23 protein-coding genes, 1 other RNA gene, 1 pseudogene and 1 other annotated feature are annotated in these 25,745 nt (G+C 42.8%); of the genes and pseudogenes, 21 read left to right on the top strand and 4 right to left on the bottom strand.

All coding sequences use genetic code 11. The features are described 5' to 3' along the window. The first annotated feature begins 69 nt into the window (after positions 1 to 69). The 8 genes and pseudogenes from MKZ05_RS12295 (at position 70) to dtd (ending at position 9,270) form a co-directional block, all read left to right on the top strand. Complete coding sequence (locus tag MKZ05_RS12295) at positions 70 to 366, top strand: post-transcriptional regulator (protein ID WP_003216788.1); 297 nt, start codon at positions 70 to 72, stop codon at positions 364 to 366. Positions 367 to 407: 41 nt separating this feature from the next. Further along, positions 408 to 2,636, top strand: a complete 2,229-nt coding sequence (secDF, locus tag MKZ05_RS12290) for a protein translocase subunit SecDF (protein ID WP_003216337.1) — start codon at positions 408 to 410, stop codon at positions 2,634 to 2,636. A gap of 179 nt (positions 2,637 to 2,815) precedes the next feature. Further along, positions 2,816 to 3,061 (top strand): annotated as a pseudogene (locus tag MKZ05_RS12285) (hypothetical protein); the annotation flags it as partial. A gap of 98 nt (positions 3,062 to 3,159) precedes the next feature. After that, positions 3,160 to 3,513, top strand: coding sequence for a lipopolysaccharide assembly LapA domain-containing protein (locus MKZ05_RS12280; protein ID WP_251190258.1), 354 nt, complete (start codon positions 3,160 to 3,162; stop codon positions 3,511 to 3,513). Positions 3,514 to 3,594: 81 nt separating this feature from the next. Continuing rightward, complete coding sequence (recJ, locus tag MKZ05_RS12275; RefSeq protein WP_339160279.1) at positions 3,595 to 5,919, top strand: single-stranded-DNA-specific exonuclease RecJ; 2,325 nt, start codon at positions 3,595 to 3,597, stop codon at positions 5,917 to 5,919. Positions 5,920 to 5,942: 23 nt separating this feature from the next. Further along, positions 5,943 to 6,455 (top strand): adenine phosphoribosyltransferase, encoded by a 513-nt coding sequence (locus tag MKZ05_RS12270; protein ID WP_003216770.1) that lies wholly within the window; start codon positions 5,943 to 5,945, stop codon positions 6,453 to 6,455. Between the two features lie 142 nt (positions 6,456 to 6,597). Further along, positions 6,598 to 8,808 (top strand): bifunctional (p)ppGpp synthetase/guanosine-3',5'-bis(diphosphate) 3'-pyrophosphohydrolase, encoded by a 2,211-nt coding sequence (locus tag MKZ05_RS12265; RefSeq protein ID WP_012010732.1) that lies wholly within the window; start codon positions 6,598 to 6,600, stop codon positions 8,806 to 8,808. A gap of 18 nt (positions 8,809 to 8,826) precedes the next feature. Then, entirely contained in the window at positions 8,827 to 9,270 is a 444-nt protein-coding gene (dtd, locus tag MKZ05_RS12260) for a D-aminoacyl-tRNA deacylase (protein ID WP_003216527.1), read from the top strand. 96 nt (positions 9,271 to 9,366) lie between these two features. On the opposite strand, the gene MKZ05_RS12255 is transcribed toward dtd, so the two are convergent. Then, positions 9,367 to 10,947 carry an N-acetylmuramoyl-L-alanine amidase gene (locus MKZ05_RS12255; protein ID WP_339160276.1) on the bottom strand — a complete coding sequence of 527 codons (1,581 nt, stop codon included), beginning with the start codon at positions 10,945 to 10,947 and terminating at the stop codon, positions 9,367 to 9,369. A 137-nt stretch (positions 10,948 to 11,084) separates the two neighbouring features. On the opposite strand from MKZ05_RS12255, the gene MKZ05_RS12250 reads away from it, so the two are divergent. From MKZ05_RS12250 to MKZ05_RS12230, 5 genes are all read left to right on the top strand, one after another. Then, complete coding sequence (locus tag MKZ05_RS12250) at positions 11,085 to 11,255, top strand: YrzK family protein (RefSeq protein WP_003216250.1); 171 nt, start codon at positions 11,085 to 11,087, stop codon at positions 11,253 to 11,255. A 58-nt stretch (positions 11,256 to 11,313) separates the two neighbouring features. After that, positions 11,314 to 11,553, top strand: a binding site (T-box leader). Between the two features lie 73 nt (positions 11,554 to 11,626). Then, entirely contained in the window at positions 11,627 to 12,901 is a 1,275-nt protein-coding gene (hisS, locus tag MKZ05_RS12245; RefSeq protein ID WP_339160274.1) for a histidine--tRNA ligase, read from the top strand. 18 nt (positions 12,902 to 12,919) lie between these two features. Continuing rightward, a complete protein-coding gene (gene aspS, locus MKZ05_RS12240; RefSeq protein ID WP_212046166.1) occupies positions 12,920 to 14,698 on the top strand; it encodes an aspartate--tRNA ligase in 1,779 nt (592 codons plus the stop codon). A 77-nt stretch (positions 14,699 to 14,775) separates the two neighbouring features. Next, a non-coding RNA gene (ssrS, locus tag MKZ05_RS12235) (6S RNA) lies at positions 14,776 to 14,956 on the top strand. Between the two features lie 92 nt (positions 14,957 to 15,048). Next, positions 15,049 to 15,813, top strand: a complete 765-nt coding sequence (locus MKZ05_RS12230) for a tRNA threonylcarbamoyladenosine dehydratase (RefSeq protein ID WP_044140034.1) — start codon at positions 15,049 to 15,051, stop codon at positions 15,811 to 15,813. A gap of 235 nt (positions 15,814 to 16,048) precedes the next feature. On the opposite strand, the gene MKZ05_RS12225 is transcribed toward MKZ05_RS12230, so the two are convergent. Further along, complete coding sequence (locus MKZ05_RS12225; protein WP_212046165.1) at positions 16,049 to 17,314, bottom strand: replication-associated recombination protein A; 1,266 nt, start codon at positions 17,312 to 17,314, stop codon at positions 16,049 to 16,051. A gap of 207 nt (positions 17,315 to 17,521) precedes the next feature. On the opposite strand from MKZ05_RS12225, the gene MKZ05_RS12220 reads away from it, so the two are divergent. The 8 genes from MKZ05_RS12220 (at position 17,522) to MKZ05_RS12185 (ending at position 24,385) form a co-directional block, all read left to right on the top strand. Continuing rightward, positions 17,522 to 17,941, top strand: coding sequence for an Rrf2 family transcriptional regulator (locus MKZ05_RS12220; RefSeq protein WP_034620651.1), 420 nt, complete (start codon positions 17,522 to 17,524; stop codon positions 17,939 to 17,941). Between the two features lie 18 nt (positions 17,942 to 17,959). After that, a complete protein-coding gene (locus MKZ05_RS12215; protein ID WP_003216474.1) occupies positions 17,960 to 19,102 on the top strand; it encodes a cysteine desulfurase family protein in 1,143 nt (380 codons plus the stop codon). A gap of 95 nt (positions 19,103 to 19,197) precedes the next feature. Next, on the top strand, positions 19,198 to 20,316 hold the full coding sequence (gene mnmA / locus MKZ05_RS12210; protein WP_050943674.1) for a tRNA 2-thiouridine(34) synthase MnmA: 1,119 nt from the start codon (positions 19,198 to 19,200) through the stop codon (positions 20,314 to 20,316). A 60-nt stretch (positions 20,317 to 20,376) separates the two neighbouring features. Then, positions 20,377 to 21,030 (top strand): tetratricopeptide repeat protein, encoded by a 654-nt coding sequence (locus tag MKZ05_RS12205; protein WP_003216571.1) that lies wholly within the window; start codon positions 20,377 to 20,379, stop codon positions 21,028 to 21,030. A gap of 19 nt (positions 21,031 to 21,049) precedes the next feature. Then, complete coding sequence (locus tag MKZ05_RS12200) at positions 21,050 to 23,434, top strand: ATP-dependent RecD-like DNA helicase (protein WP_310024352.1); 2,385 nt, start codon at positions 21,050 to 21,052, stop codon at positions 23,432 to 23,434. Between the two features lie 75 nt (positions 23,435 to 23,509). Beyond that, positions 23,510 to 24,028: a prc-barrel domain-containing protein gene (locus MKZ05_RS12195; protein WP_339160270.1), complete on the top strand. Its 519-nt coding sequence runs from the start codon at positions 23,510 to 23,512 to the stop codon at positions 24,026 to 24,028. Positions 24,029 to 24,041: 13 nt separating this feature from the next. After that, positions 24,042 to 24,233, top strand: a complete 192-nt coding sequence (locus tag MKZ05_RS12190; RefSeq protein ID WP_003216308.1) for a hypothetical protein — start codon at positions 24,042 to 24,044, stop codon at positions 24,231 to 24,233. A gap of 20 nt (positions 24,234 to 24,253) precedes the next feature. Further along, positions 24,254 to 24,385, top strand: a complete 132-nt coding sequence (locus MKZ05_RS12185) for a YrzQ family protein (protein ID WP_003216198.1) — start codon at positions 24,254 to 24,256, stop codon at positions 24,383 to 24,385. Positions 24,386 to 24,420: 35 nt separating this feature from the next. Here the strand turns inward: MKZ05_RS12185 and MKZ05_RS12180 are convergent, their stop codons facing one another. Both MKZ05_RS12180 and MKZ05_RS12175 read right to left on the bottom strand, forming a co-directional pair. Further along, positions 24,421 to 25,071: an amino acid ABC transporter permease gene (locus MKZ05_RS12180; protein WP_339160269.1), complete on the bottom strand. Its 651-nt coding sequence runs from the start codon at positions 25,069 to 25,071 to the stop codon at positions 24,421 to 24,423. A 15-nt stretch (positions 25,072 to 25,086) separates the two neighbouring features. Beyond that, positions 25,087 to 25,740 carry an amino acid ABC transporter permease gene (locus MKZ05_RS12175; RefSeq protein ID WP_003216507.1) on the bottom strand — a complete coding sequence of 218 codons (654 nt, stop codon included), beginning with the start codon at positions 25,738 to 25,740 and terminating at the stop codon, positions 25,087 to 25,089. Positions 25,741 to 25,745 lie beyond the last annotated feature (5 nt).

The raw sequence follows: 25,745 nt of genomic DNA, 5'->3' as shown, positions 1-25,745 counted from the left end.
AAGATATGCGTGTATATCGTCCAAGCATGACAAGTCTCTCGATAAAAACTGAAAAGGGGGAGCGTCCCATTGACACAACATCCGGCTGCAATTTACAAAGACCATTTAAAGCCTTTTCTGTTCAGTAAGCTTGAAGAATTCATCGTTTTGGGCTATAAAGATGTAGATTTAGAGGAATTATGGTCATACTTAGAGAATAAGAAGTGGAAGAAAAAACAAGAGTATCCGATTCATGAAATGGTTGCAGATATTTTATCTGTGAAAATTGGCGAATTTATGAACTATGCAACCGTTCAGTCGTTTAAAACGTCTGCTTTTTTGGACAGTGAAGATGGCAAGAATATGCTAGATGAACTGTTGAAATAAGCCATCTTAATGGATTCAGGTGTTTAAGGAGGAAATACATAATGAAAAAAGGGCGCATTCTTGCGTTTTTCTTAGTGGTTCTGTTAATCGGAACTGGCGTAGGCTTACTAACAAAGCCTGTTGCGAAAGATATGACGCTAGGGCTGGATTTACAGGGTGGATTTGAGGTCCTGTATGATGTACATCCAGTGAAAAAAGAGGATAAAATCACAAATAGTGTCCTCGTCAGTACAGTGGAGGCTTTAAACCGAAGAGCCAATGTGCTAGGTGTAAGTGAGCCGAACATCTCGATTGAAGGCAACAATCGTATCCGTGTGCAGCTTGCGGGAGTAAAAGATCAAAACAGAGCTAGGGAGATTCTTTCCACTGAAGCACAGCTATCCTTCAGAGATACGAATGATAAAGAACTCCTTAACGGGGCTGACCTGGTCGAAAACAGTGCAAAACAAACATTCAGTCAAACGAATGAGCCAATTGTGACGGTTAAACTAAAGGATGCGAAAAAATTTGGTGACGTCACAAGAAAAGTAGCGGCGATGGCGCCGAATAACCAGCTTGTCATTTGGCTTGATTACCACAAAGGAGATTCCTTCAAAAAAGAAGTCTCAAAATCAAACCATAAGTATGTCTCTGCGCCGAATGTGAATCAAGAAATTAACAGCAGTGACGTGCAAATTGAAGGGAAATTTACTGTCCAAGAGGCAAAGGACCTTGCAAGTATTTTAAATGCCGGGGCATTGCCAGTGAAATTAACAGAAAAATATTCAACATCTGTGAGTGCACAGTTTGGTGAACAAGCACTGGACGAAACAGTGTTCGCAGGAATTGTAGGAATCGCATTTATCTTCTTATTCATGCTGCTTTATTACCGATTACCTGGTCTTATCGCTGTCATCACACTTTCAGCTTATATTTACATTACGCTTCAAGTGTTTGATTGGATGGGTGCAGTCATGACGCTGCCCGGAATTGCGGCATTGATTCTAGGGGTAGGGATGGCTGTTGATGCCAATATTATTACTTATGAGCGGATCAAAGAAGAGCTCAAGCTCGGCAAATCAGTCCGTTCTGCTTTCAGATCAGGGAACCGCCGATCATTTGCAACCATCTTTGATGCAAACTTAACAAGTATTATTGCCGGCGGCGTGCTGTTCTTCTTCGGGACAAGCTCGGTAAAAGGATTTGCAACGATGCTCATCCTATCGATTTTAACTAGCTTTATCACAGCTGTCTTCCTATCAAGATTCCTTCTTGGTCTTCTTGTTGAAAGCCGCTATCTTGACCGGAGAAAAGGCTGGTTTGGTGTTCGTCAAAAAGACATTATGAACATTCATGAAACAACAGAAACCACCGAGCCAAAAACACCGTTTGATAAGTGGGATTTCGTCAGCAAACGTAAAGGATTTATGATTTTCTCAGCTACTATCACCATTGCGGGAATCATCGTTCTTTCCATCTTCAAGCTGAATGCGGGAATTGACTTTACAAGTGGAACTAGAATTGATATCCAAAGTGATCACAAGCTGTCAACTGAACAAGTCGAGCAAGACTTTAAAAAGCTGGACCTTGAGACAGACAGTGTCGTGTTATCGGGTCAAAAAGAAAATCAGGCAGCAGCGAGATTTGTCGGTGTGCCGAACAAAGAAAAGATTGCTGAAGTGAAAGATTACTTCAAAGATAAATACGGAACGGAGCCGAACGTAAGTACAGTGTCTCCGACTGTCGGGAAAGAACTTGCCCGAAATGCATTATATGCTGTCATCATTGCTTCAATCGGGATCATTTTATATGTATCCGTTCGATTTGAATATAAAATGGCCATTGCAGCGATTATTTCACTGCTGTATGACGCGTTCTTTATCGTGGCCTTCTTTAGTATTACGCGTTTAGAGGTGGATGTCACCTTCATTGCGGCGATCCTCACAGTCATCGGATATTCGATCAACGACACGATCGTCACCTTTGACAGGGTTCGTGAACAAATGAAGAAGCGCAAACCAAAAACCATTGAAGATCTATCGTACATTGTGAACTTAAGTTTACAGCAAACCTTTACGCGATCTGTCAACACGGTATTAACCGTACTTGTCGTTGTAATCGCACTGCTTATCTTTGGATCAGCGTCAATTACGAACTTCTCCATCGCCTTACTTGTCGGTCTGTTAACAGGGGTGTACTCATCTCTATATATCGCAGCGCAAATTTGGCTCATGTGGAAGGGCCGTGAGATGAAAAAACCGGCGAAGATTGATACTGAGCAAGATATTTAATTGAGTGAGACTGCCTAAATGGCAGTCTTTTTTCTTTAGTTTTTCCGAAAATAAGACGATTCGAAAAAACATTCCGGGTATCATTGATCTTGAAATGGTCTTTTGCTATAATGACATACGTTTAGACAAGTATAGAAAGCAAGTGTCCGTTTGAGGCATTTGGCTTTGGAGGGGCTGTTATGAAGGTTCGGGAAACTGAACTGCCAGGTATCGGTCACAAAGCCGAAATGATCACAAGAAATAATGAGAAGCTTGCCATCATTACTCACGATGACGGCAGGAGAGAAATGTATCATTTTCAAGAGGACGATCATGAAGAATCTATTTCTGGTATCTTGCTAAACGATGAAGAAGCAAGACAAATTGCAGCAATCTTAGGCGGCATGGTATATAAGCCGAAAGCGCTTGAAACTGTAGAAGTATCATGCCTATACTGTTAGATTTTCTTCCGCGCTTTTCTTTCTGTGTTTAAAAAGGACTATGAAAAGGGAAGAATAAAAGAAAAAGCTTGGGGGATATGTAGATGAACAAACAACAATGGACCATCATACTCGCATTTATTTTCGTATTAATTGTCTCAGTATTTGCCGTAATCAATGTGCGGCCGGTGCAAGTTGACTACTTATTTGGATCGGCTGAATGGCCGCTGATCCTTGTCATTATTGGTTCTGTGCTCATGGGCGGACTCATTGTGGCTTTTGCAGGGATTTTCCAAATTATGAAACTGAAACGTGAACTAAAGGCATTAAAAGCTGAGCGTGCAGCCGCACCTGCACCTGCTGTTTCGAATAAAAAGATCGACAAAGACGTTCAAAAGAAACCGAATGAGACGCCTTTAAAAGAACAGCCAGCATCATTTAACCGGAAGGAAAAATAATCTTCCAGCACAATTTCATAAAATAAAAATTGAAACCCCTCAGGCCACTCTAGTATAATAGTGTGGTTGAGGGGTGAATTTATGTTATTATCCAAAATGCGCTGGGAATATGAACATCCAAGCGAAGAAAAAGTGAAATCACTCTCTGAAAATCTGAATATTTCAGCGCTGACTGCATCGCTTCTTGTAAAAAGAGGACTTGAAGAAGTAGAAGAAGCGAGGTCTTTTTTATTTGATCAAAAAGCCGAATTTCATGATCCATTTCTATTAAAAGGAATGAAAGAGGCAGTAGAGCGCATCAACAAAGCGATCGAAGAGCAGGAATCGATTGTGATCTTCGGAGACTATGATGCGGATGGTGTGACAAGTACGTCTGTGCTTTTACATACATTAAAAGAGTTGTCTGCGAAAGTAGACTTTTATATTCCAGATCGATTTAAAGAAGGCTATGGGCCTAATGAACAGGCTTTCCGATATATCAAAGAGCAAGGCGCATCGCTTGTCATCACCGTCGATACAGGCATTGCAGCTGTAAATGAAGCACGTATTGCAAAAGAAATAGGGTTAGACCTGATCATTACAGATCACCATGAACCAAGTGAGGAGCTGCCTGAGGCACTTGCGATTGTTCATCCTAAGCAGCCAGGCTGTGAGTATCCCTTTAAAGAACTTGCCGGTGTAGGCGTAGCATTTAAAGTGGCGCATGCACTTCTTGGAAAGCTGCCAACTCAGCTGTTAGATCTTGCGGCAATTGGGACAATAGCGGATCTTGTGCCGCTTCATGATGAGAATAGATGGCTCGCTAAAAAAGGGCTTATGCAGCTTAGGCAGTCGAATAGACCAGGGCTGAAGGCGTTATTGAAAGAAGCAGGTGCTACTCTTGAAGAAGCAAATGAGGAAACGGTCGGCTTTCAAATTGCGCCAAGGCTGAATGCTGTAGGACGAATTGAACAGGCCGATCCAGCTGTTCATCTTCTCATGACAGAGGATAAGGATGAAGCAGAAGAACTCGCTCGTTTTGTACAAGAACTGAATAAAGAACGTCAAAAAATTGTGAGTATGATCACAGAAGAAGCCATTCAAATGGTGGAAGGGACAGGTGATGACCAGTCTGCAATCGTTGTAGCGAAAGCTGGCTGGAATCCGGGTGTTGTCGGAATTGTTGCCTCTAAATTGACGGATACATTTTCTCGTCCGGCGATTGTGCTTGGAATAGATGAAGAGACGCAAATGGCAAAAGGATCAGCGCGGAGTATTCCTGGCTTCGATCTATTTTTCCATTTAAGCAAATGCCGTGACATTCTGCCGCATTTTGGCGGGCACCCGATGGCTGCGGGTATGACACTTCGAGCGGATGATGTTCCTTTACTAAGGGAAAGATTAAATCAATATGCGAATGAAACGTTGACAGAAGAAGACTTTATTCCGATTCAGCGGGTTGATGCTGTATGCAAGGTAGACGAGTTGACGGTTGAAGCAATTGAAGAAGTGGGGATGCTGTCACCATTTGGCATGCAGAATCCAAAGCCGTTCATCATGATTGAAGATGTGAGACTTGAAGAAATCCGAACAATTGGAGCAAATCAGAATCATATTAAAATGTCTCTGAAAGACGAAGACCAGCTGCTTGACTGTGTCGGTTTTCATCAAGGTCAATTAAAAGAAGAAGTTGTCACAGGTAGCCGCATTTCCGTCATTGGTGAAATGTCCATCAATGAATGGAATAACCGGAAGAAACCACAGCTCATGCTAAAAGATGCCCGAGTAGATGAGTGGCAGCTGTTTGATTTGCGCGGCAAAAAGGATTGGGAAAAGACAATCTCCACGCTTGACCCAGAAAAATATGTGGTGGTCTGTTTTGACGAAGAAACAAAACAGGAAGTCAAAATCCCGATTCATCATGTCCATGCAGAAAATGTTTCAACATTCGATGTAGAAGGCAAGTATGTTGTCTTTGCAGATGTTCCAGCAGATGAACACTTACTAAGGCAGCTGTTAGAAAACCAAAAGCCAGCTAGAGTTTATACGGTTTTCCAAAGAAAAGAAGATCATTTCATGTCCTCTTTCCCTAGCCGTGATCAATTCAAATGGTTTTATGGATTCTTGTTAAAGCGAGGAAGTTTCCCTCTCAAGGAGCAAGGAATGGAGCTTGCGAAACATAGAGGCTGGACAAAAGATACAATGATTTTTATGACAAAGGTGTTTTTTGAACTCGGTTTTGTTAAAATAGAGAATGGTGTGCTGTCAATAGTACGTGATGCCCCTAAAAAAGATTTAACGGCATCAGCATCCTATACAGCAAAACAACGATTGATGGAACTCGATCAAACACTAACATATTCCTCAGCCAAAGAGCTGAAGGAATGGCTGAATAGCATGATGAGCGAAGTCTCACCTGTGCTTTGACGTACGAGGAGGAAAAGGAAAAGATGGATTTAAAACAATATGTGACAGTTGTACCTGACTACCCAAAGGAAGGTGTACAATTTAAAGATATTACAACGTTAATGGATAAAGGCGAAGTGTACCGTTATGCAACGGATCAAATCGTTGAATACGCGAAGGAAAGAGACATTGATCTCATTGTTGGACCTGAAGCGCGTGGATTCATTATTGGCTGCCCTGTAGCTTACGCACTTGGTGTAGGTTTTGCACCGGTTCGTAAAGAAGGAAAGCTTCCTCGTGAAGTCGTTAAAGTCGAATACGGCTTAGAATATGGGAAAGATGTATTAACGATTCATAAAGATGCGATTCGTCCTGGTCAACGTGTATTGATTACAGATGACTTACTTGCGACTGGTGGAACAATTGAAGCGTCCATCAAGCTTGTAGAGGAATTGGGCGGCGTTGTGGCAGGAATTGCATTCTTGATTGAGCTGACGTATCTGGACGGCAGAAAGAAGCTTGACGGTTACGATATCTTGACGTTAATGCAATACTAATGGAGTTTTACGAAAAAAGCACTCGGTAAGAAGGGTGCTTTTTTCCTATCAAAAATCTTTTAGCGGACTTCTTCTCTTTACATCTATCGAATTTTTCTTGATAATAAACTACAATACAGTTTTCATTTAAAAAGGTGATTCCATGGCGAACGAACAAGTTTTAACGGCGCAGCAGGTCATTGACAAGGCAAGAGAATACCTGTCCGCTGAACATATTCAATTTATAGAGCGAGCATATGAATATGCTGAAAATGCACATAAGGAGCAATACCGGAAGTCTGGTGAGCCTTATATTATCCATCCAATTCAAGTGGCGGGGATTCTTGTTGACCTTGAAATGGACCCATCGACCATTGCAGGAGGTTTCCTGCACGATGTTGTCGAGGATACAGATGTGACATTACAGGATTTAAAAGAGCATTTTAACGAAGAAGTTGCGATGCTTGTTGATGGTGTAACAAAGCTCGGGAAGATTAAATATAAATCACAAGAAGAACAGCAGGCCGAAAACCATCGAAAAATGTTTGTGGCAATGGCGCAGGATATACGCGTCATCTTGATTAAACTGGCAGACCGTCTGCACAATATGAGAACGCTCAAACACCTTCCTCAGGAAAAGCAGCGTAGAATTTCAAATGAAACCCTTGAAATCTTTGCACCGCTTGCGCACAGATTAGGGATTTCAAAGATTAAGTGGGAGCTTGAAGATACAGCGCTCCGTTACTTAAATCCGCAGCAATATTACCGGATCGTGAACCTCATGAAGCGCAAACGAGCGGAACGTGAGGAATACTTGGACGAGGTTGTCAATGAAGTAAAAGATCGGGTGTCAGAGGTAAACATCAAGGCTGAATTTTCCGGAAGACCAAAGCATATTTATAGTATTTATCGCAAAATGGTCCTGCAAAATAAGCAGTTTAATGAAATTTATGATCTGCTGGCCGTTCGTATTTTGGTTGACAGCATTAAAGACTGCTATGCCGTGCTCGGGATTATCCATACATGCTGGAAGCCGATGCCAGGCAGGTTTAAGGATTATATTGCAATGCCAAAGCCGAACATGTACCAATCGCTTCATACAACAGTGATTGGGCCAAAAGGTGACCCGCTTGAAGTTCAAATCCGAACAGTGGAAATGCATGAAATTGCAGAGTACGGAATTGCTGCGCACTGGGCATACAAAGAAGGAAAAGAGTCAGCAGAATCAACGGAGGAAGCTGTCTTCCAGAAGAAGCTCTCTTGGTTTAGAGAAATCCTTGAATTCCAAAATGAATCGACAGATGCAGAAGAATTTATGGAATCATTAAAGATCGATCTCTTCTCTGATATGGTGTTTGTCTTTACTCCAAAAGGAGACGTCATTGAACTGCCATCGGGTTCCGTGCCGATTGACTTCTCTTACCGGATTCACTCGGAAATTGGGAACAAAACGATCGGTGCGAAGGTCAACGGAAAGATGGTCACGCTCGATCATAAATTGAAAACAGGTGACATTATTGAAATTCTGACATCAAAGCACAGCTATGGACCAAGTCAGGATTGGGTCAAACTTGCCCAAACCTCCCAAGCCAAGCACAAGATCAGACAGTTTTTCAAAAAACAGCGCCGTGAAGAAAATGTCGAAAAAGGCCGAGAACTCGTGGAGAAAGAAATCAAAAACCTTGAGTTTGATGTCAAAGACATCCTGACAGCTGAAAACCTGCAAAAAGTGGCTGACAAATTTAATTTCTCAAACGAAGAGGACATGTATGCAGCGGTTGGTTATAACGGAATTACTGCACTCCAAGTCGCCAATCGTTTAACTGAAAAAGAAAGAAAACAAAGAGATCAAGAAGAACAAGAAAAAACAGTTCAAGAAGTGACTGTAGAGCCAAAGACGTATCACGGGAAGAAACGAGAAGCAGGTGTAAGAGTCAAAGGGATAGATAACCTGCTTGTCCGCTTATCTAAGTGCTGTAATCCTGTTCCAGGTGATAGCATTGTTGGTTTTATTACGAAAGGCCGAGGCGTATCTGTTCACCGTGATGACTGTCCGAACGTGAAGACAGGAGAAGCGCAGGAACGGTTAATCCCGGTTGAGTGGGAGCATGAACAGCCTGCTCGAAACCGTAAAGAATACAATGTGGAAATTGAAATATTAGGATATGACAGACGCGGATTACTCAATGAGGTGCTTCAAGCAGTCAACGAAACCAAAACGAACATCTCGTCGGTTTCTGGTAAGTCTGATCGTAACAAAGTGGCGACGATCCATATGGCGATCTTTATTCAAAATATTAACCATTTACACAAAGTGGTAGAACGCATTAAACAAATCAAAGACATTTACTCTGTTCGCCGATTCATGAATTAGAAAGGAAGTATATCGTCTATGAGGCTTGTTGTGCAGCGTGTGACAAGTGCATCTGTGAAGGTAGAAGAAGAGATCACAGGAGCCATCAATGAAGGATATATGGTACTCGTTGGTGTCACACACGAAGATACAGAAGAAGATGTGCATTATTTAGCTGATAAGCTTGCACATTTACGTATTTTTGAGGATGAAAACGGGAAAATGAATCATTCGTTATTGGATGTAAAAGGAAGCGTGCTGTCTGTGTCTCAGTTTACCCTTTATGGTGATACGAGAAAGGGCAGAAGGCCAAATTTTATGAAAGCAGCCAAGCCAGATGCGGCGAACGCCCTTTACGAATGTTTCAATAAAGCCCTTAGAGAAAAAGGCATTCATGTAGAAACTGGCCGTTTTGGCGCGATGATGGATGTGTCATTGACCAATTCAGGACCTGTCACCATCTGGATGGATAGCAAAGAATAGATTCACTTTAGACTGTAGATAAACTCATGCAGGAGTTTGTTTAGAGTCTTTTTCTTTTGCGACCAAACAAAAAAGAGGCGCAGTGGCCTCTTTTTTCTAGCGGAAATATTGTTTTAATCCTTCTGTCATTCCTTCTGTGACTCGTTCTTGGTAAGAGGCGCTATAAATGATGGCTTCCTCCTGAGGATTGCTTAAATAGCCGAGTTCATATAAAAGAGAAGGACGTTTGTTTTCTCTTAACACAAAATAATCTCCGAATTTGACACCCTTATCAGGGATTTGAGAGCGTTTAGCAACTTCTGTATGAACGTTTGTCGCTAATTGCTGGTCTTTTGCTGCTTGATAATAATACGCTGTACTTCCTCTGACACTTGGGTCCATAAAACTATCATAATGAAGACTAATAAATGCATCTGCATTTCTGTAATGAGATGTCGCGACCCTCGATTGAAGGCTGATAAAAGTATCTTCACTTCTAGTTAAATAAACATTTGCTCCAGAAGCCCTTAATTTGCCTGCCAGTAAATTGGCGGTTTTGATGGTAATGTTCTTCTCAAACGCACCATCTGCGCCAATCGTACCGCTGTCTTTTCCGCCATGACCTGGATCAAGAACAATCGTTTTTCCTTTTAAAGAACCAGTTCCTGACGATGAATCCTGCTGTGGTCTTGGTGCCTCGCTGCTATTTTTATTCGTTTGAACGACCCAGCTTGCCACATAACCAGTTCCGCCGTTTGATAATGTCACCTCGTACCAGTCACCTTGCGTGCGAACAATTTGATAGGCAGCGCCTTTTGTGGCTCTTTCTGCAATCTGAGCAGAAGTAGAAGCACTTTTTCGAATGTTGGTGCCATCGTAGACAATGTACGCTTTCTTTTGGGAAGCCGATGAAGATGAATTCTTTTCACCCGCCGAACTCGCTCCATTGCTAGTGACGATGTAATAGCTTGCTGCCCAGCCTTTCACGCCTTTTGCCTCAATTTCATACCAGCCGTTCTGCTCGCGCAAAATGGTGATCTGTGTGTTGCGGGCAAGTGAAGCGACGACTTGTGCATTAGGTGCCGCCGATTGCCTTACATTCAAGCTCGATACGCCAACTGTGCCTGTCTGTTTAGAGCGAGAGGACTCGCCAGCGCTTGATTGAGAAGCTTTTTGGCTGCCTGACACATAATCAGAGTGAACCCAGCCTGCTGCTTGTTTATACGAAATTTTTGTCCATTCGCCGCTTGTCTGCAGCTTTTTTGCCGAAGCGCCTTGCGGGAAAGTTCCGACGACTTGATAGGAAGTCCCTGGGCCCGTCCGTATGCGAAGATCAGAGGCTGTCGATGTAATGGAACTGCTCTCTGCTGAGCTTTGATTTTGTGTCTTCGGGTTAGCAGACTTTTGGCTGCCAGATGATGTTGTAATCAGCCATGAGACGACCCAGCCTTTTTGACCGTTCGATAGCCCGATCTGCACCCATTCTCCTTGTTTCGTGAGAATGGGATAGCTTTCTCCGCGCTTCACAACAGCTGCGATTCCATAGCTTAAACCAGGACCCGTTCTCACATTGATTTCATCTGTAGCGACCACAGCTTGATCTGTTTGTGCTGTAGCATGTGCCATAGGCAAAGTACTTGCGATAAGAACAAAACAGGTAAGAAGCATCATCATTTGATTGTGTTTTTTTAGATTCAAAACGGTGTTTTCCCCTCCCTTGTAAAACCGATGAATGTAAATTCGTTATGTAATGGACTAATTCCTTGCAGTTTCCCTAATAAAATTGAATCAATCTGTTTATACTAAATAAAAACGTGATAAAAGGATGTACAAACATGAGATTAAGCAGAAAATTAGGACGAGTGCAATATAATGGACATCGTGATATCGATCGCTGGCAGCACGACGAAATGGATCAACCAGGCTTCCTTGAAGAAACCGCATCTGAATACGGATGTACGTCAAAAGAAGAGCTGGAAAAGAAAAAGAGGCACGGCAAGGGTTGACAGAGTGGCAGCACCGACCTTATTATAATATAAATCAACACACTTGAAAATTTAAAATGTGGAACTGATGATAGAGAATAGTAGGGTAAATTGCGTGAGCAGAGAGGAATCGCCTTAGGCTGAAAGCGAATCCGCATGGCATTTATCACGAAAGAACACTCTGTAGGTTTCCTGCTGAACGCTCTAAAAATGAGTCAATAGGCGGAGAACGTGAATCTGCGTTAAGGATTTGAGCGGGGACATGGCTAGATCATGTTCCAACTAGGGTGGCACCACGGGTATAACTCTCGTCCCTACTATACACATAGTAGAGGCGGGGGTTTTTTATATGTCCACATAAAAAATGAATGATGGTCGTAGGAGGACGAAAAATGAGTTTTAATATTCCAAGAGGCACACAGGATATTTTACCTGGAGAGTCAGAATGCTGGCAGTATGTTGAACAAATTGCAAGAGATACATGTGCGGCCTTTCAATACAAAGAAATCCGCACACCGATTTTTGAGCATACAGAGCTGTTTGCACGGGGAGTAGGCGAATCAACCGATATCGTTCAAAAAGAGATGTATACATTTGAAGATAAAAAGGGACGCAGCATCACCCTTCGTCCAGAGGGAACGGCATCAACCGTACGTTCTTATGTTGAAAATAAATTATTTGCACAGCCGGCGCAGCCAACAAAGCTGTATTACATCGGACCAATGTTCCGCTATGAACGTCCGCAAACGGGAAGATATCGTCAATTTTATCAGTTTGGGATTGAAGCGATCGGTTCAAAGGATCCAGCCATTGATGCAGAAGTTATTTCCCTTGCGATGAGTGTTTATGAGAAAGCAGGTCTTTCAAACTTAAAGCTCGTCATTAACAGCCTTGGTGACAAAGAGAGCCGTGCAGACTACCGCAAGGCACTTGTTGAGCACTTTGAGCCAAGAATCGATGAATTCTGTCATGACTGTCAAACCCGTTTACATCAAAATCCGCTGCGAATTCTTGATTGCAAAAAGGATCGTGACCACGAATTGATGGCAACGGCTCCATCCATTCAAGATTACTTAAATGATGAATCACGGACTTATTTTGAAAAGGTCAAACAATACTTAACAGATATAGGCGTTGAATATGTCGTCGATCCGAACTTAGTGCGCGGCCTTGATTACTACAATCACACGGCATTTGAGATCATGAGTAATGCTGAAGGCTTTGGTGCGATTACCACATTAGCCGGCGGAGGCCGATATGATGGACTTGTTGAAGGAATTGGCGGTCCTGAATCACCAGGAATCGGTTTTGCTATGAGTATTGAGCGTTTCCTATCAGCAATCGATGCTGAAGGGATTGATCTTCCATTGCAAGATGGCATTGATCTATACATTGCTGCACTCGGTGATGATGCGAAAGATTACGCTGTTTCATTATTAAATCGTCTGAGAAAAGAAGGCATTTCAAGTGAAATGGACTATACAGGGAAGAAATTAAAAGGACAATTTAAAGCGGCTGATCGATTAAAAGCCAAGTTTATTGCTGTCCTTGGTGAAGATGAGCTGGCGCAGCACATTGTGAATGTAAAAGATACGACAACGGGTGAACAAATTGAAGTGAAGCTTGATGAGCTGATTCAAATGATGAAGGCCCACAAGAAGGCGTAAAGAAGGAGTGGAATGTTTGTGTTTGGTAGAACTTTTTATTGTGGAGAAGTAACAGAAGACCAAATCGGTCAAACCGTTGTATTAAAAGGATGGGTTCAAAAAAGACGTGACCTTGGCGGATTAATCTTTATTGATCTGCGTGACCGTACAGGAATTGTACAAGCTGTCTTCAATCCAGACCTTTCAAAAGAGGCACTTGAGACAGCAGAATCGATTCGTAATGAATATGTCCTTGATATTAAAGGAACGGTTGTCGCAAGAGAAGAAGCAACAATTAATCCAAATCTAAAAACAGGGAAAATTGAAATACAAGTCGAAACGGTCAGCGTGTTAAATGAAGCGAAGACCCCTCCTTTTGTGATTTCAGATCAAGCGGACGAGGTATCAGAAGATGTGCGCCTTAAATACCGTTACTTAGACCTTCGCCGTCCTGCTATGTTTGAAACGATGAAAATGCGACACGAGGTTACAAGAGCATTCCGCCATTTCTTAGATGACAACGGCTTTCTAGATATTGAAACACCAATTTTAACAAAAAGTACGCCAGAGGGTGCACGTGACTATCTTGTTCCAAGCCGTGTACACGAAGGAGAGTTCTATGCCTTGCCTCAGTCCCCGCAATTATTTAAACAATTGCTGATGGTCTCAGGAATGGATCGTTACTATCAAATTGCCCGCTGCTTTAGAGATGAAGACTTGCGTGCTGACCGTCAGCCGGAATTCACACAAGTCGATATCGAAATGTCCTTTATGAGTCAGGAGGACATTATGACGCTTGCTGAAGAGATGATGGCAAAGGTGATGAAAGATGTCAAAGGCGTAGAGCTGACATTGCCATTACCTCGTATGACTTATGATGAAGCGATGAATTCTTATGGTTCTGATAAACCAGATACACGTTTTGAGATGAAGCTTGTCAACATTTCAGACACGGTAAAAGACTCTGATTTCAAAGTCTTTAGCGGAGCTGTGAAAAATGGTGGAGCTGTGAAAGCCATCAATGTCAAAGGGGCTGCAGCGAATTACTCAAGAAAAGACATTGATGCCCTTGGTGCATTTGCTGCGAACTACGGTGCAAAAGGTCTAGCTTGGCTTAAAGCAGAAGGCACAGAATTAAAAGGGCCGATTGCTAAATTCTTTGACGAAGCAAAGCAAGCAGAATTAAAAGAGCAGCTTCAAGTCGAAGAAGGCGACCTTTTACTCTTTGTTGCAGATAAGACGTCTGTTGTCCATGACGCACTTGGTGCCCTTCGCTTAAAACTCGGCAAAGAGCTTGAACTCATCGATGAGTCTGTATTCAACTTCTTATGGGTCGTTGATTGGCCGCTGCTTGAAAAAGATGAAGAAGAAGGACGCTTCTATGCTGCCCATCATCCTTTCACAATGCCAGTACGCGACGATCTTGAATTAATTGAGACAAGCCCAGAAGACATGAAGGCACAGGCATACGATCTTGTCCTGAATGGCTATGAGCTTGGCGGAGGTTCGATTCGTATTTTTGAAAAGGACATTCAAGAAAAAATGTTTAGCTTACTTGGGTTTTCAAAAGAAGAGGCTTATGAACAATTCGGCTTCCTTCTAGATGCTTTTGAGCACGGTGTTCCTCCGCACGGCGGAATTGCGCTTGGTCTTGACCGCTTAGTAATGCTGCTTGCCGGCCGCTCTAACCTAAGAGACACGATTGCATTCCCGAAAACGGCAAGCGCGAGCTGCGTGCTAACAGATGCTCCAGGTCATGTGAGCGAAGCGCAGCTGGATGAGTTAAGTTTAGCGATTAAAACAAAAGCAAAACAGTAAAATAGACGCATGGATATAGGCATGTAAACGCTTGAAAAAGCGGCATGCCTATGATATGCTTTCTTCAATCAATAAATAAAGTCCTGATACGTACGGTGGTTACCTAGTTTTGACCGAACATTTTTTTATACGGGAGCTTGCCTTTCCTTTCTGCATAAATGCCTCTTTAGAGGACTTATAAAGTCAGGAAGAAAGCACCCACCTGCATGGTGCGGGGTTCAAAACGAAGGAAAAGCTGGCGGCGTTGTCGGGACTTTTTTGTGTTTTTTTCTTTTTCAGAAGGATGACGAAGAAGTCTGAATATGATATGATTCTTTCGATTCATTTTAAATAAAGGTGGAGTGAGGCACTTGTTACATCAGTTTTCAAGAAACGAGCTTGCCATTGGCAAGGAAGGCTTAGATATATTAAAAAACAGTACAGTTGCAGTGCTTGGTGTGGGCGGCGTTGGTTCATTTGCAGTTGAGGCACTCGCTCGTTCAGGCGTTGGCCGTATTGTTCTTGTTGATAAAGATGATATTGATATTACAAATGTAAATCGTCAGCTACCAGCATTGCTTTCAACAGTTGGTCAGCCAAAGGTTGACTTAATGCAGGCGAGAATCGCTGATATTAATCCAGAATGTGAAGTTGTTGCACTCAAAATGTTTTATACAGAGGAAACATATGAACAATTTTTTGAATATCCACTTGATTATGTCATCGATGCGTCAGATACGATTCACTATAAAATTCATTTAATGAAAGAGTGTCTGAAACGCAATGTGAACATCATTTCGAGTATGGGAGCTGCAAACAAAACAGATCCGACCCGCTTCAAAATTGATGACATTTCAAAAACACATACCGACCCAATTGCAAAAGTCGTGAGAACGCGTCTACGCAAAGAAGGGATTCGTAAAGGGATTGAAGTCATCTTCTCTGATGAAAGTCCGATTGTCATCCGCGAAGATGTTAGAAAAGAAGTTGGAAATGATGAAGCGAAGATTCGCAAGGCACAAATGCCGCCATCATCCAACGCATTTGTCCCATCTGTTGCAGGACTGATCATGGGTGGTCATGTCATTATGCAGCTTTTAAAAGATATTCCAATTACACGTGTGAAGGATAAATAAACAGCCCACCTGCTAATAGGCAGGGGCCAGCGTGTAGACAAACCCTTGCATTCGGTGTCAGATCTGCGCTTCGGTGCTCACGAATGTTAAATTCGCTCCGCTCCGATGCTCGTCCTTCCTAGACTGCAAAGGTTTTCTATTACGCTGAAAAGAAGACAAAGGGCTAAAATCAAGATCATTTTAGCCCTTTGTCAACAATCTGACAGCCCACCTGCTAATAGGCAGGTGGGCTTTTTTATTTTTGGCGTTTTAAATTCTCATATACCTGTTTTAGTGCGCCTTCAAATTTACCTGTTTGCTTTGGTTCATAGTATTGCTTGTTTTTCAGCGGATCAGGTAAGTATTGCTGCTTCACCCAGCCGTTTTCATAATCGTGTGGGTATAAGTAATCGACGCCTCTGCCAAGTGCTGTGGCTCCTTTGTAGTGAGCATCCTTTAAATGAACAGGGATTTCACCAATTTTCCCTGAACGAATGTCACCAAGTGCCGCATCGATCGCCTTATATGCTGAGTTGGATTTAGGAGAAAGACACAGTTCAATGACTGCGTTAGCCAGCGGAATTCGTGCTTCCGGGAAGCCGATTCTTTCTGCTGTTTGAACAGCGCTTAACACACGAGGGCCTGCCTGCGGACTAGCTAAGCCAATATCTTCGTAAGCCATCACGAGTAATCTCCTTGAAATGCTTTCGAGGTCCCCTGCTTCAATCAGTCTGGCAAGGTAATGCAGTGCCGCATCTGCGTCAGAGCCTCTAATGGATTTTTGAAAAGCCGAGAGGACATCATAATGAGCATCACCATTCTTATCATGTGAGAAGCTCTTTTTTTGTAAACATTCTTCTGCTGCGGCAAGAGTGATCATAATATGCCCAGCATCATCTGCTTTTGTCGATAAAACAGCTAGTTCTAACGCATTTAAAGCAGAGCGTACGTCCCCGCCGCATCCATTGGCAAAATGATTCATCGCTTCATCGTCCACTGTCACCTCATAACCGCCAAGTCCGCGATGTTCATCCTGTAACGCTCTTGTTAATGCAGCCTTGATTTGCTCTGTTTCAAGCGGTTTTAGCTCAAATATTTGTGCCCGGCTTCGGATGGCAGGGTTGATCGCATGATAGGGGTTAGCTGTCGTTGCGCCAATTAAAATGATCATGCCATTTTCTAAATAAGGAAGAAGAAAATCCTGCTTTCCTTTATCAAGCCTGTGAACCTCATCTAAAATGAGGATGACCTGGCCGCTCATTTTCGCTTCAGCAGCGACAGCTTCCATATCCTTTTTGTTATGAATGACCGCATTCAACGTCCGAAACGCAATGCTTGTACTGCCAGCGATCGCCGTCGCAATCGATGTTTTTCCGATGCCCGGCGGTCCGTATAAAATCATCGAGGATAAATGTTTTGCCTCGACCATTCGTCTAATAATTTGACCTTCTCCAACGAGATGCTCCTGCCCAATGATGTCTTCAATATGACTTGGGCGCATCCGGTACGCTAAAGGTTTCATGATTATCTCTCCTAAAGCAATGTCTTGTTTGTATAGAGTACCGAAATTTCTTCAAATAGAAAAGGGATGCGTCCTCCTAAAGCGCTCAGAACCGGCAAATGAAAGTTGGCTAAAAGTATGATATAATTGCTTTTGGTCTATATAAGCGTATATGAAATCAGAAAAATAATTGATGACATAGAAATAGAAAACGCAGAGGTGTTTAACTTGAAAATTTCTACTAAAGGCAGATATGGTCTGACGATCATGATCGAATTAGCCAAAAAACATGGCGAAGGCCCTACATCATTAAAATCAATCGCTCAAAACAATAATTTGTCTGAGCATTATTTAGAGCAGCTTGTATCACCACTTCGGAATGCCCGTCTGGTGAAAAGTATTCGCGGTGCATATGGCGGCTATGTTCTTGCACATGAACCAAACGAGATCACAGCCGGTGATATTATTCGTGTATTAGAAGGACCGATTAGTCCTGTCGAAGTCATTGAAAACGAAGAACCAGCAAAGCGTGCACTTTGGATTCGGATTCGTGATGCAGTAAAAGACGTACTGGACAATACAACTCTTGAAGACTTGGCAAGCTATAAAGATGACGAGGATCAAGAGGCGTATATGTTCTATATTTAGATCAGAGGTGTACCGGGAATGGAACGTATCTATTTAGATCATGCAGCCACAACGCCGATGGATCAGCGTATTGTGGACAAGATGATGCCTTACTTTACAGAGATATTTGGCAATCCCTCTAGCATTCATTCATATGGGCGCGAGGCAAGAAAGTGGCTCGATGAAGCAAGAGAAGTGATTGCAGGAGAATTACACTGTAAACCACAGGAGATCATCCTAACAAGTGGAGGAACAGAGGCGGACAACCTGGCGATTACAGGTGTGGCAATGGCAAGACAGCATGAAGGAAAACATATCATCACAGCAAAAACAGAGCATCATGCGGTGCTGCACACATGTGAACGCCTAGAGAAGCTAGGATTTGACGTGACATATTTAGATGTGGATGAAACTGGATTGATTCATCTTGAACAACTAAAACAAGCACTAAGAGATGATACGATTCTTGTGACCATCATGTACGGCAATAATGAAACAGGTGTGATTCAGCCAATCAAAGACATTGGCGAGCTTTTACACAATCACACTGCTCATTTTCATACAGACGCCGTGCAGGCGTTTGGAACAATGCCAATCGATGTAGCAGACCTTCATATTGATCTCTTATCTGCTTCTGGCCATAAGCTAAATGGTCCAATGGGAACGGGCTTTTTATATGTAAATGAAGGCGTGAAACTTTCTCCGCAAATTTTCGGAGGAGAACAAGAAAGAAAACGCCGTGCTGGCACTGAAAATGTGGCAGGGATCGTCGGACTTGCAGAAGCTGTTCAATTAACGAAGCAAAATAGAAGAGAAAAAGCCATGCATTATGGTAAGCTCAAAGAAATCATGCTACAAGTATTCGAAGAGGAATCACTCGACTTCTCTATCAATGGGCACCCGGAAGAGACATTGCCGCACATTTTAAATGTTCATTTCCCGGGCGTTTCTATCGAATCGTTACTTGTGAATTTAGATATGGAAGGAATTGCTGTTTCAAGTGGGTCTGCATGTACGGCTGGATCCGTCCTTCCTTCACACGTGTTAAGCGCCATGTATGGCGAAGAAGCAGACAAGCTGACGTCCTCAGTCAGAATAAGCTTCGGTCTTGGGAATGAAGAGGATCATGTGAAGCAGGCGGCGCGCAAGATAGTAGCTGTTGTCAAACGCTTAGCCAAATAAACGTTCCTCTTTTGTTCGTGTGTGAAAAATGAAACAGCCAGGCACCTGAAGAACGAAACGCACATGCTGTTTCATTGAAAATGGAGTTGATGAAGATGACAAAAAGACCAGAAGACACAAGAGTTGTGGTCGGTATGTCCGGAGGAGTCGATTCATCAGTTGCTGCTCTTATGTTAAAGGAGCAAGGCTATGATGTAATCGGCATATTTATGAAAAACTGGGATGACACAGATGAAAATGGTGTATGTACAGCAACGGAGGACTATGAGGATGTCATCCGCGTATGCAACCAAATTGGAATCCCTTATTATGCAGTGAATTTCGAGAAGCAATATTGGGACAAAGTGTTTCAATATTTCCTTGATGAATATAAAGCGGGCAGAACGCCAAACCCTGATGTCATGTGCAACAAAGAAATTAAGTTCAAAGCGTTCCTTGAGCACGCATTGTCACTCGGTGCGGATTATTTAGCAACAGGTCACTATGCGCGCGTCGACAGAACTGGCGATGAAGTCAAAATGCTAAGAGGTCTTGATGCCAACAAAGACCAAACGTATTTCTTAAATCAGCTGACTCAGGAACAGCTTGATAAAGTCATGTTCCCAATCGGTGATCTAGAGAAAAAAAGGGTTCGTGAATTGGCAAAAGAAGCAGAGCTCGCAACAGCAACGAAAAAAGATTCAACGGGTATTTGCTTTATTGGAGAAAGAAACTTTAAAACGTTCCTCAGTCAATATTTGCCTGCACAGCCTGGCGTGATGCAGACGATGGACGGAGAAGTCAAAGGGGAGCACGATGGACTGATGTATTACACGATCGGTCAGCGCCAAGGTCTAGGCATTGGCGGCAGCGGTGATCCTTGGTTTGTCGTTGGAAAAGACTTGGAACAAAATATTCTGTTTGTCGAACAAGGTTTCCACAATCCACTTTTATATTCTGAAAGCATTTCAGCCGTCAATATTAGCTGGACTCGTCCTCATATTGTCGGTGAAAACGGTGAATTAATCTGCACAGCTAAATTCAGATACCGTCAAGAAGATCACCATGTGAAGGTGAAAATGACTGGTGAGCAAGAAGCGATGGTCATCTTTGATGAACCTGTTCGTGCTGTCACACCAGGACAAGCGGTTGTCTTTTATGATGGCGACGAATGTCTCGGTGGCGGAACAATTGACGATGTCTTTAAGGACGGCCAAAAGCTGTCGTATGTGTAACATGTTTTCAAAACCTCAACGTCGCTGTTGAGGTTTTTTAATGAAAGGATGAGAGAGCGAATGAATCATAACGAAATCGGCATAGAAGCCTTAAATCAAGGGAACATCGAAAAAGCAGCAGAAGCTTTTACGAAAGCCATTGAAGAAAGCCCGAAAGACCCGGTTCCATATATTAACTTTGCGAACTTGCTTTCAAGCATCAATGAATTTGAACGTGCGTTAAACTTCTTTCAAAAAGCAATAGAACTTGATCACGCCGCAGCTGCAGCCTATTACGGGGCAGGAAATGTCTACACATTAAAAGAAGACTTTATGAAAGCAAAAGACTATTTTGAACAAGCACTTCAAGCTGGGATGGAAAATAGTGATTTATTTTATATGCTGGGGCAAACGCTCATCAAATTAGAGCAGCCGAAGCTTGCGATGCCTTATCTTCAGCGTGCCATCGAACTGAATGAAGATGATAATGAAGCAAGGTTCCAATTTGGCATGTGCTTAGCCAATGAACAATTGCTGGAAGAAGCGGTGACGACCTTTACCGAGGTGATCGCGCGTGATCCGCAGCATGCAGATGCCTTTTATAATTTAGGGGTTGCGTATGCATACTTAGAGAAAAAAGACGAAGCACTTGAGATGCTAGGAAAAGCGATTGACGTGCAGCCTGACCATATGCTGGCACTACATGCACAAAAGCTAATTCAAGAGGCAGAATAGACGGAAGGAGGGAAGACCTGTGCAGGAACATCCAGATCAAATGAAGCTTGAGGACGAACCGTTTTTAAAGGGGACAGTTCAAGCCGTTATTTTCCATAATGAAAGTAATTTATACTCGGTGTTAAAGGTGAAAGTCATTGAAACATCGGAAAACTTAGAGGAAAAAACAGCATCTGTCACAGGCTACTTCCCAGCACTTCATGAGGAAGAAACTTACACCTTCTATGGCAAAGTCACAAGCCACCCGAAATTTGGTGAACAGTTTCAGGCGACTCATTTTCAAAAGGAAGTACCGACAACAAAGCAAGGAATCATTCATTATCTCTCAAGTGATTTATTCGAAGGGATAGGGAAAAAGACGGCGGAAGAAATTGTGGGGCAGCTTGGCAATCAGACGCTTCATAAAATTATGCGTGACCCAGCGGTTTTGTATGACGTTCCGCGTTTATCAAAAAAGAAGGCAGATAAGCTGGCCGCAGCGCTCCAGGAGCATCAAGGATTGGAACAAATTATGATCAGCCTGAATCAATATGGCTTTGGTCCACAGCTCAGCATGAAGATATATCAAGTGTACGAGAGTGAGACGCTGCAGAAGATTGAAGAAAACCCTTATCAGCTCGTCAAGGATGTCGAAGGAATCGGATTTATTAAGGCGGATGAACTTGGCGCTAGAACCGGTATCTCAGGAAATGACCCAGAGCGAATCCGTGCAGCCTTGCTTTATACAGTGGAGACAGCCAGCCTTCAGGACGGTCATACGTACATACAAACAAAGGATTTGATCGTCGAAACCCGAAAACTGCTCAATCAGACAGGCAATGAGTACAAAGTGACGGAAATGGACGTCGCCAATCAGATCATTGCACTTGGCGAAGGGAAAGAGATGATCATTGAAGATGAGCGCTGCTATCATCCGTCCTTATTTTATGCCGAGCAAAGTGTCGCCAAACGTATACAAAAAATCGTCTCCCAAACGGAATATGCAGACCAATTCCCTGAATCAGAATTCCTTCTAGCCCTTGGTGAGCTAGAGGAACGGCTGGGCGTCCAGTATGCACCGACACAAAAAGAAGCGATTCAAAAGGCGCTCATGTCCCCAATGCTGCTTTTAACAGGCGGACCTGGGACTGGGAAGACAACAGTCATTAAAGGGATTGTTGAGCTTTACAGCGATCTTCACGGTGTATCTCTTGATCCGAGTGATTACAAAAAAGATGAATCCTTTCCATTTGTGCTTGCGGCGCCAACTGGACGAGCAGCTAAACGAATGACAGAATCAACAGGGCTTCCAGCTGTGACGATTCACCGGCTGCTTGGTTGGAATGGGTCAGAGGGATTCTCGCATGATGAAGAACAGCCGATTGAAGGAAAGCTTGTCATTATTGATGAATCAAGCATGCTAGATATTTGGCTTGCGAATCACTTGTTTAAGGCCATTCCTGATCATATCCAAGTGATCATGGTGGGGGATGAACATCAGCTTCCGTCTGTCGGACCAGGCCAAGTGTTAAGAGACTTGCTTGCATCACAAGCTGTGCCAGCTGTTACCCTGACAGATATTTACCGTCAGGCAGACGGCTCCAGCATTGTTGAGCTTGCACATGATATGAAAAATGGCGTCCTGCCAAAGGATATTACCGCACGTTCAAAGGATCGATCTTTCATAAAATGCTCAGTTGATCAAATGAAAGAAGTGATTGAGAAAGTCGTCAGCAATGCTGCTCAAAAAGGCTATTCAGCTAAAGACATTCAAGTGCTTGCGCCCATGTATAAAGGAAAAGCAGGCATTAATGAGCTCAATAAAATGCTGCAGCACATTTTAAATCCTAAAAAACCAAAAGGCAGAGAAATCCCGTTTGGTGATGTGGTGTACCGGACCGGTGATAAAGTGCTTCAGCTTGTGAATCAGCCGGAGAACAATATTTTTAACGGTGATATTGGCGAAATTGTCTCGATTTTTTATGCGAAAGAAAACACGGAAAAAGAAGACATGGCTGTGATCTCCTTTGATGGGAATGAAATTACCTTTACAAAAAAGGATTTTCATCAATTTACACATGCCTATTGCTGCTCCATCCACAAATCACAAGGCAGTGAATTCCCCATCGTTGTGCTTCCAGTCGTGAGAAGCTACTACAGAATGCTTCGGCGAAATCTGCTGTACACAGCCATTACACGAAGTAAAAAGTTTTTAATTCTGTGCGGCGAGGAATCAGCACTGGAGTGGGGCGTGAAAAACAATGAGGATTCGCTCAGACAAACGTCCTTAACGATGCGGCTCGTGCAAACCGAAGAGGTTATGGATGCGGAGCTTGCAGCACTTCAAAAAGAACTGCCGTTTAGCGTGCATGATGCAAATATCGGTATGGAGGGAATCACTCCATTTGATTTTATGCATGAATAAAAGGCTTCCAGATGGGAGCCTTTTTTAGCATGAAAAGAAATCCTCATATTTCGTTCATGGAAGCCATTTCTTCGTATGAGTCTTGCAGTAAACGCACACGATAAGACTGTTCCGCAAAAGGTGGTTGAGCACATTTTGAGAACATGTCGAGAGCTTGAAGGAATGTCAATCTATACAGGTGAAACGTCTCATTCACTTGGTTCGATAAAAGATATTTACTTATTAGCCGGAGGCAGCTGCGGAGGATATGTGTTAGATGGGAAAAAGAAAGACTGTGCACTCGTTCCATTCTCGGCTGGGGATCAGCTGACAGACAAAGGCTTATATGTGAGCTGCCAGGAGGGAATAGGCATGGATTCCTCCGCCCCATCCTTCTTATTTTCGAAATTGAAAAAGAAAATGATGCAGTCGCCTGATGGTGAAAATTTAGGCATTTTGGAAGATGTATACTTTTGCACAAATTCGGGCACAATCGTAGCATATGAACTCTCGGACGGCTTCTTTACAGAGCTATCAGGGATTCGAAAACAGCTTCAGGCTGCCGGAACCTTGATCAACGTTCAAAAGGAAGCACTTGTTCTAAACCGAACGTAAAGAGGTGCTGATTATGCTCATTTGCCCAAATTGCAAATGTAAAGACATCGGAAAAATTGGGGTCAATCAATATTATTGCTGGGGCTGTTTTATTGAATTGACGCTGTCAAAAGGCAAAATATCTACACACCAAGTGGAAGAAGACGGAACACTAAGCAGCTTAGATGATCTGTTTAGTGATGATGAACGTTCAATTCAACTATAAGTGTTAAGGGGGAATTTCGAATGGGCAAAATGACTTCTTCACTATTAACGCTTGGTGCAGGTGCACTCGCATATCACTTTGCAAGCCGATATGATATGCCATCAAAGCGGGATATGAAAAAGCTAAGAAAACGCGTTATGAGAATGATGTAAGCAAAAAGACATCCGTCAAAAGCGGATGTCCTTTTTTATGCCTGCCTATATTCTAATCGGCGCGCGAGTAATGATAAGCTGAAATTGACGACAAAATACAACATCGCTGCTAATAGGAAAATGGGCAGTAAGTAAGATTGGCTCTGACCGTTTAATATTTGAGCGTGATGCAATAGCTCTGGAAGGGCAATGACAACAGCTAGTGACGTATCTTTTAAAAGAGAGATGAACTGACTAACAATTGGCGGTACCATACGGCGTAAAGCCTGCGGCATAATAATCATTTTTAACGTTTGGATATAGGTTAAACCAGAAGACCTAGCTGCTTCGATCTGCCCCTTATCAATTGATTTTAAACCGCTTCGAATAATTTCTGACAGCATCGCTGATTCAAATACGGTTAAAGCTGCAATAGCCGAAGCTGTAATGCTCAGCTTAATGCCGATTTCGGGCAGTGCAAAATATGTGAAAAAGATGATCAATAACAGCGGCAGGTTTCGAATGGTTTCGACGACGACTGCAAGTATCTTTGATAAAACCGGAATCTGAGCGAACCGCAATGTGCCAATGACTAATCCAATGAGAAAGCTCAAAATGATGGAGATAAAAGCCACTTTTAAGGTGACAGCAAATCCTTCAAGTAAAAAGGCGAGATGATCAGGCTGGTAGGCACCTAGAAAATCCATGATGTTTCCTCCTTTCTAGTGGCTTCTTGCTAATCTTTTTTCTAAATAACCAACGCCTAAACTGAGCGGAATCGTTAATAGCAGATAGAACATGGCAACAAAGATGTAGACATCAAATGTCACAAATGTTCTAGAAGCGATGAGGTCTCCTTGATACATGAGATCAAACCCTGCAATGACACCTAAAATAGAGGAGTTTTTGACAAGATTAATAAATTGATTCCCAAGAGGGGGAATGACGATTTTAATCGCCTGCGGCAAAATGATATACCGCATCGTCCCGCCATAGGATAGACCTGAAGCACGGGCTGCTTCCATTTGTCCAAGCGGTACAGCTTGTATCCCTGCGCGAATGGCTTCAGCAATAAAGGCAGACGTATAAATGGCAAGGGCAATTGTGCCAGCGGTGAAGCCATCTGCTACAATGCCTAGCACGGGTAATCCAAAGAAGAAGACAAATGTAATCAATAATAACGGAATATTCCGAACAAACTCCACGTAAGCCGTTCCTAACCAGTTGAGCGGCCTAAGTGGCGCAATTCTCATAATGGCAATGAGTGTACCGATCAAAAAGCTTCCAATCAAAGCAATGACACTTGCACCAATGGTATATTTAAAGCCTTCTACATAAAGATGAAAATTTTCAATAAGAATGGAAAACCGTAGCAATCAGT

Origin of the sequence: Bacillus sp. FSL M8-0277 (assembly GCF_037975305.1) — a bacterium.
In the GTDB taxonomy this organism is placed as follows: Bacteria; Bacillota; Bacilli; order Bacillales; family Bacillaceae; genus Bacillus; species Bacillus pumilus.
This window is presented reverse-complemented; position numbering and strand designations above follow the sequence as displayed.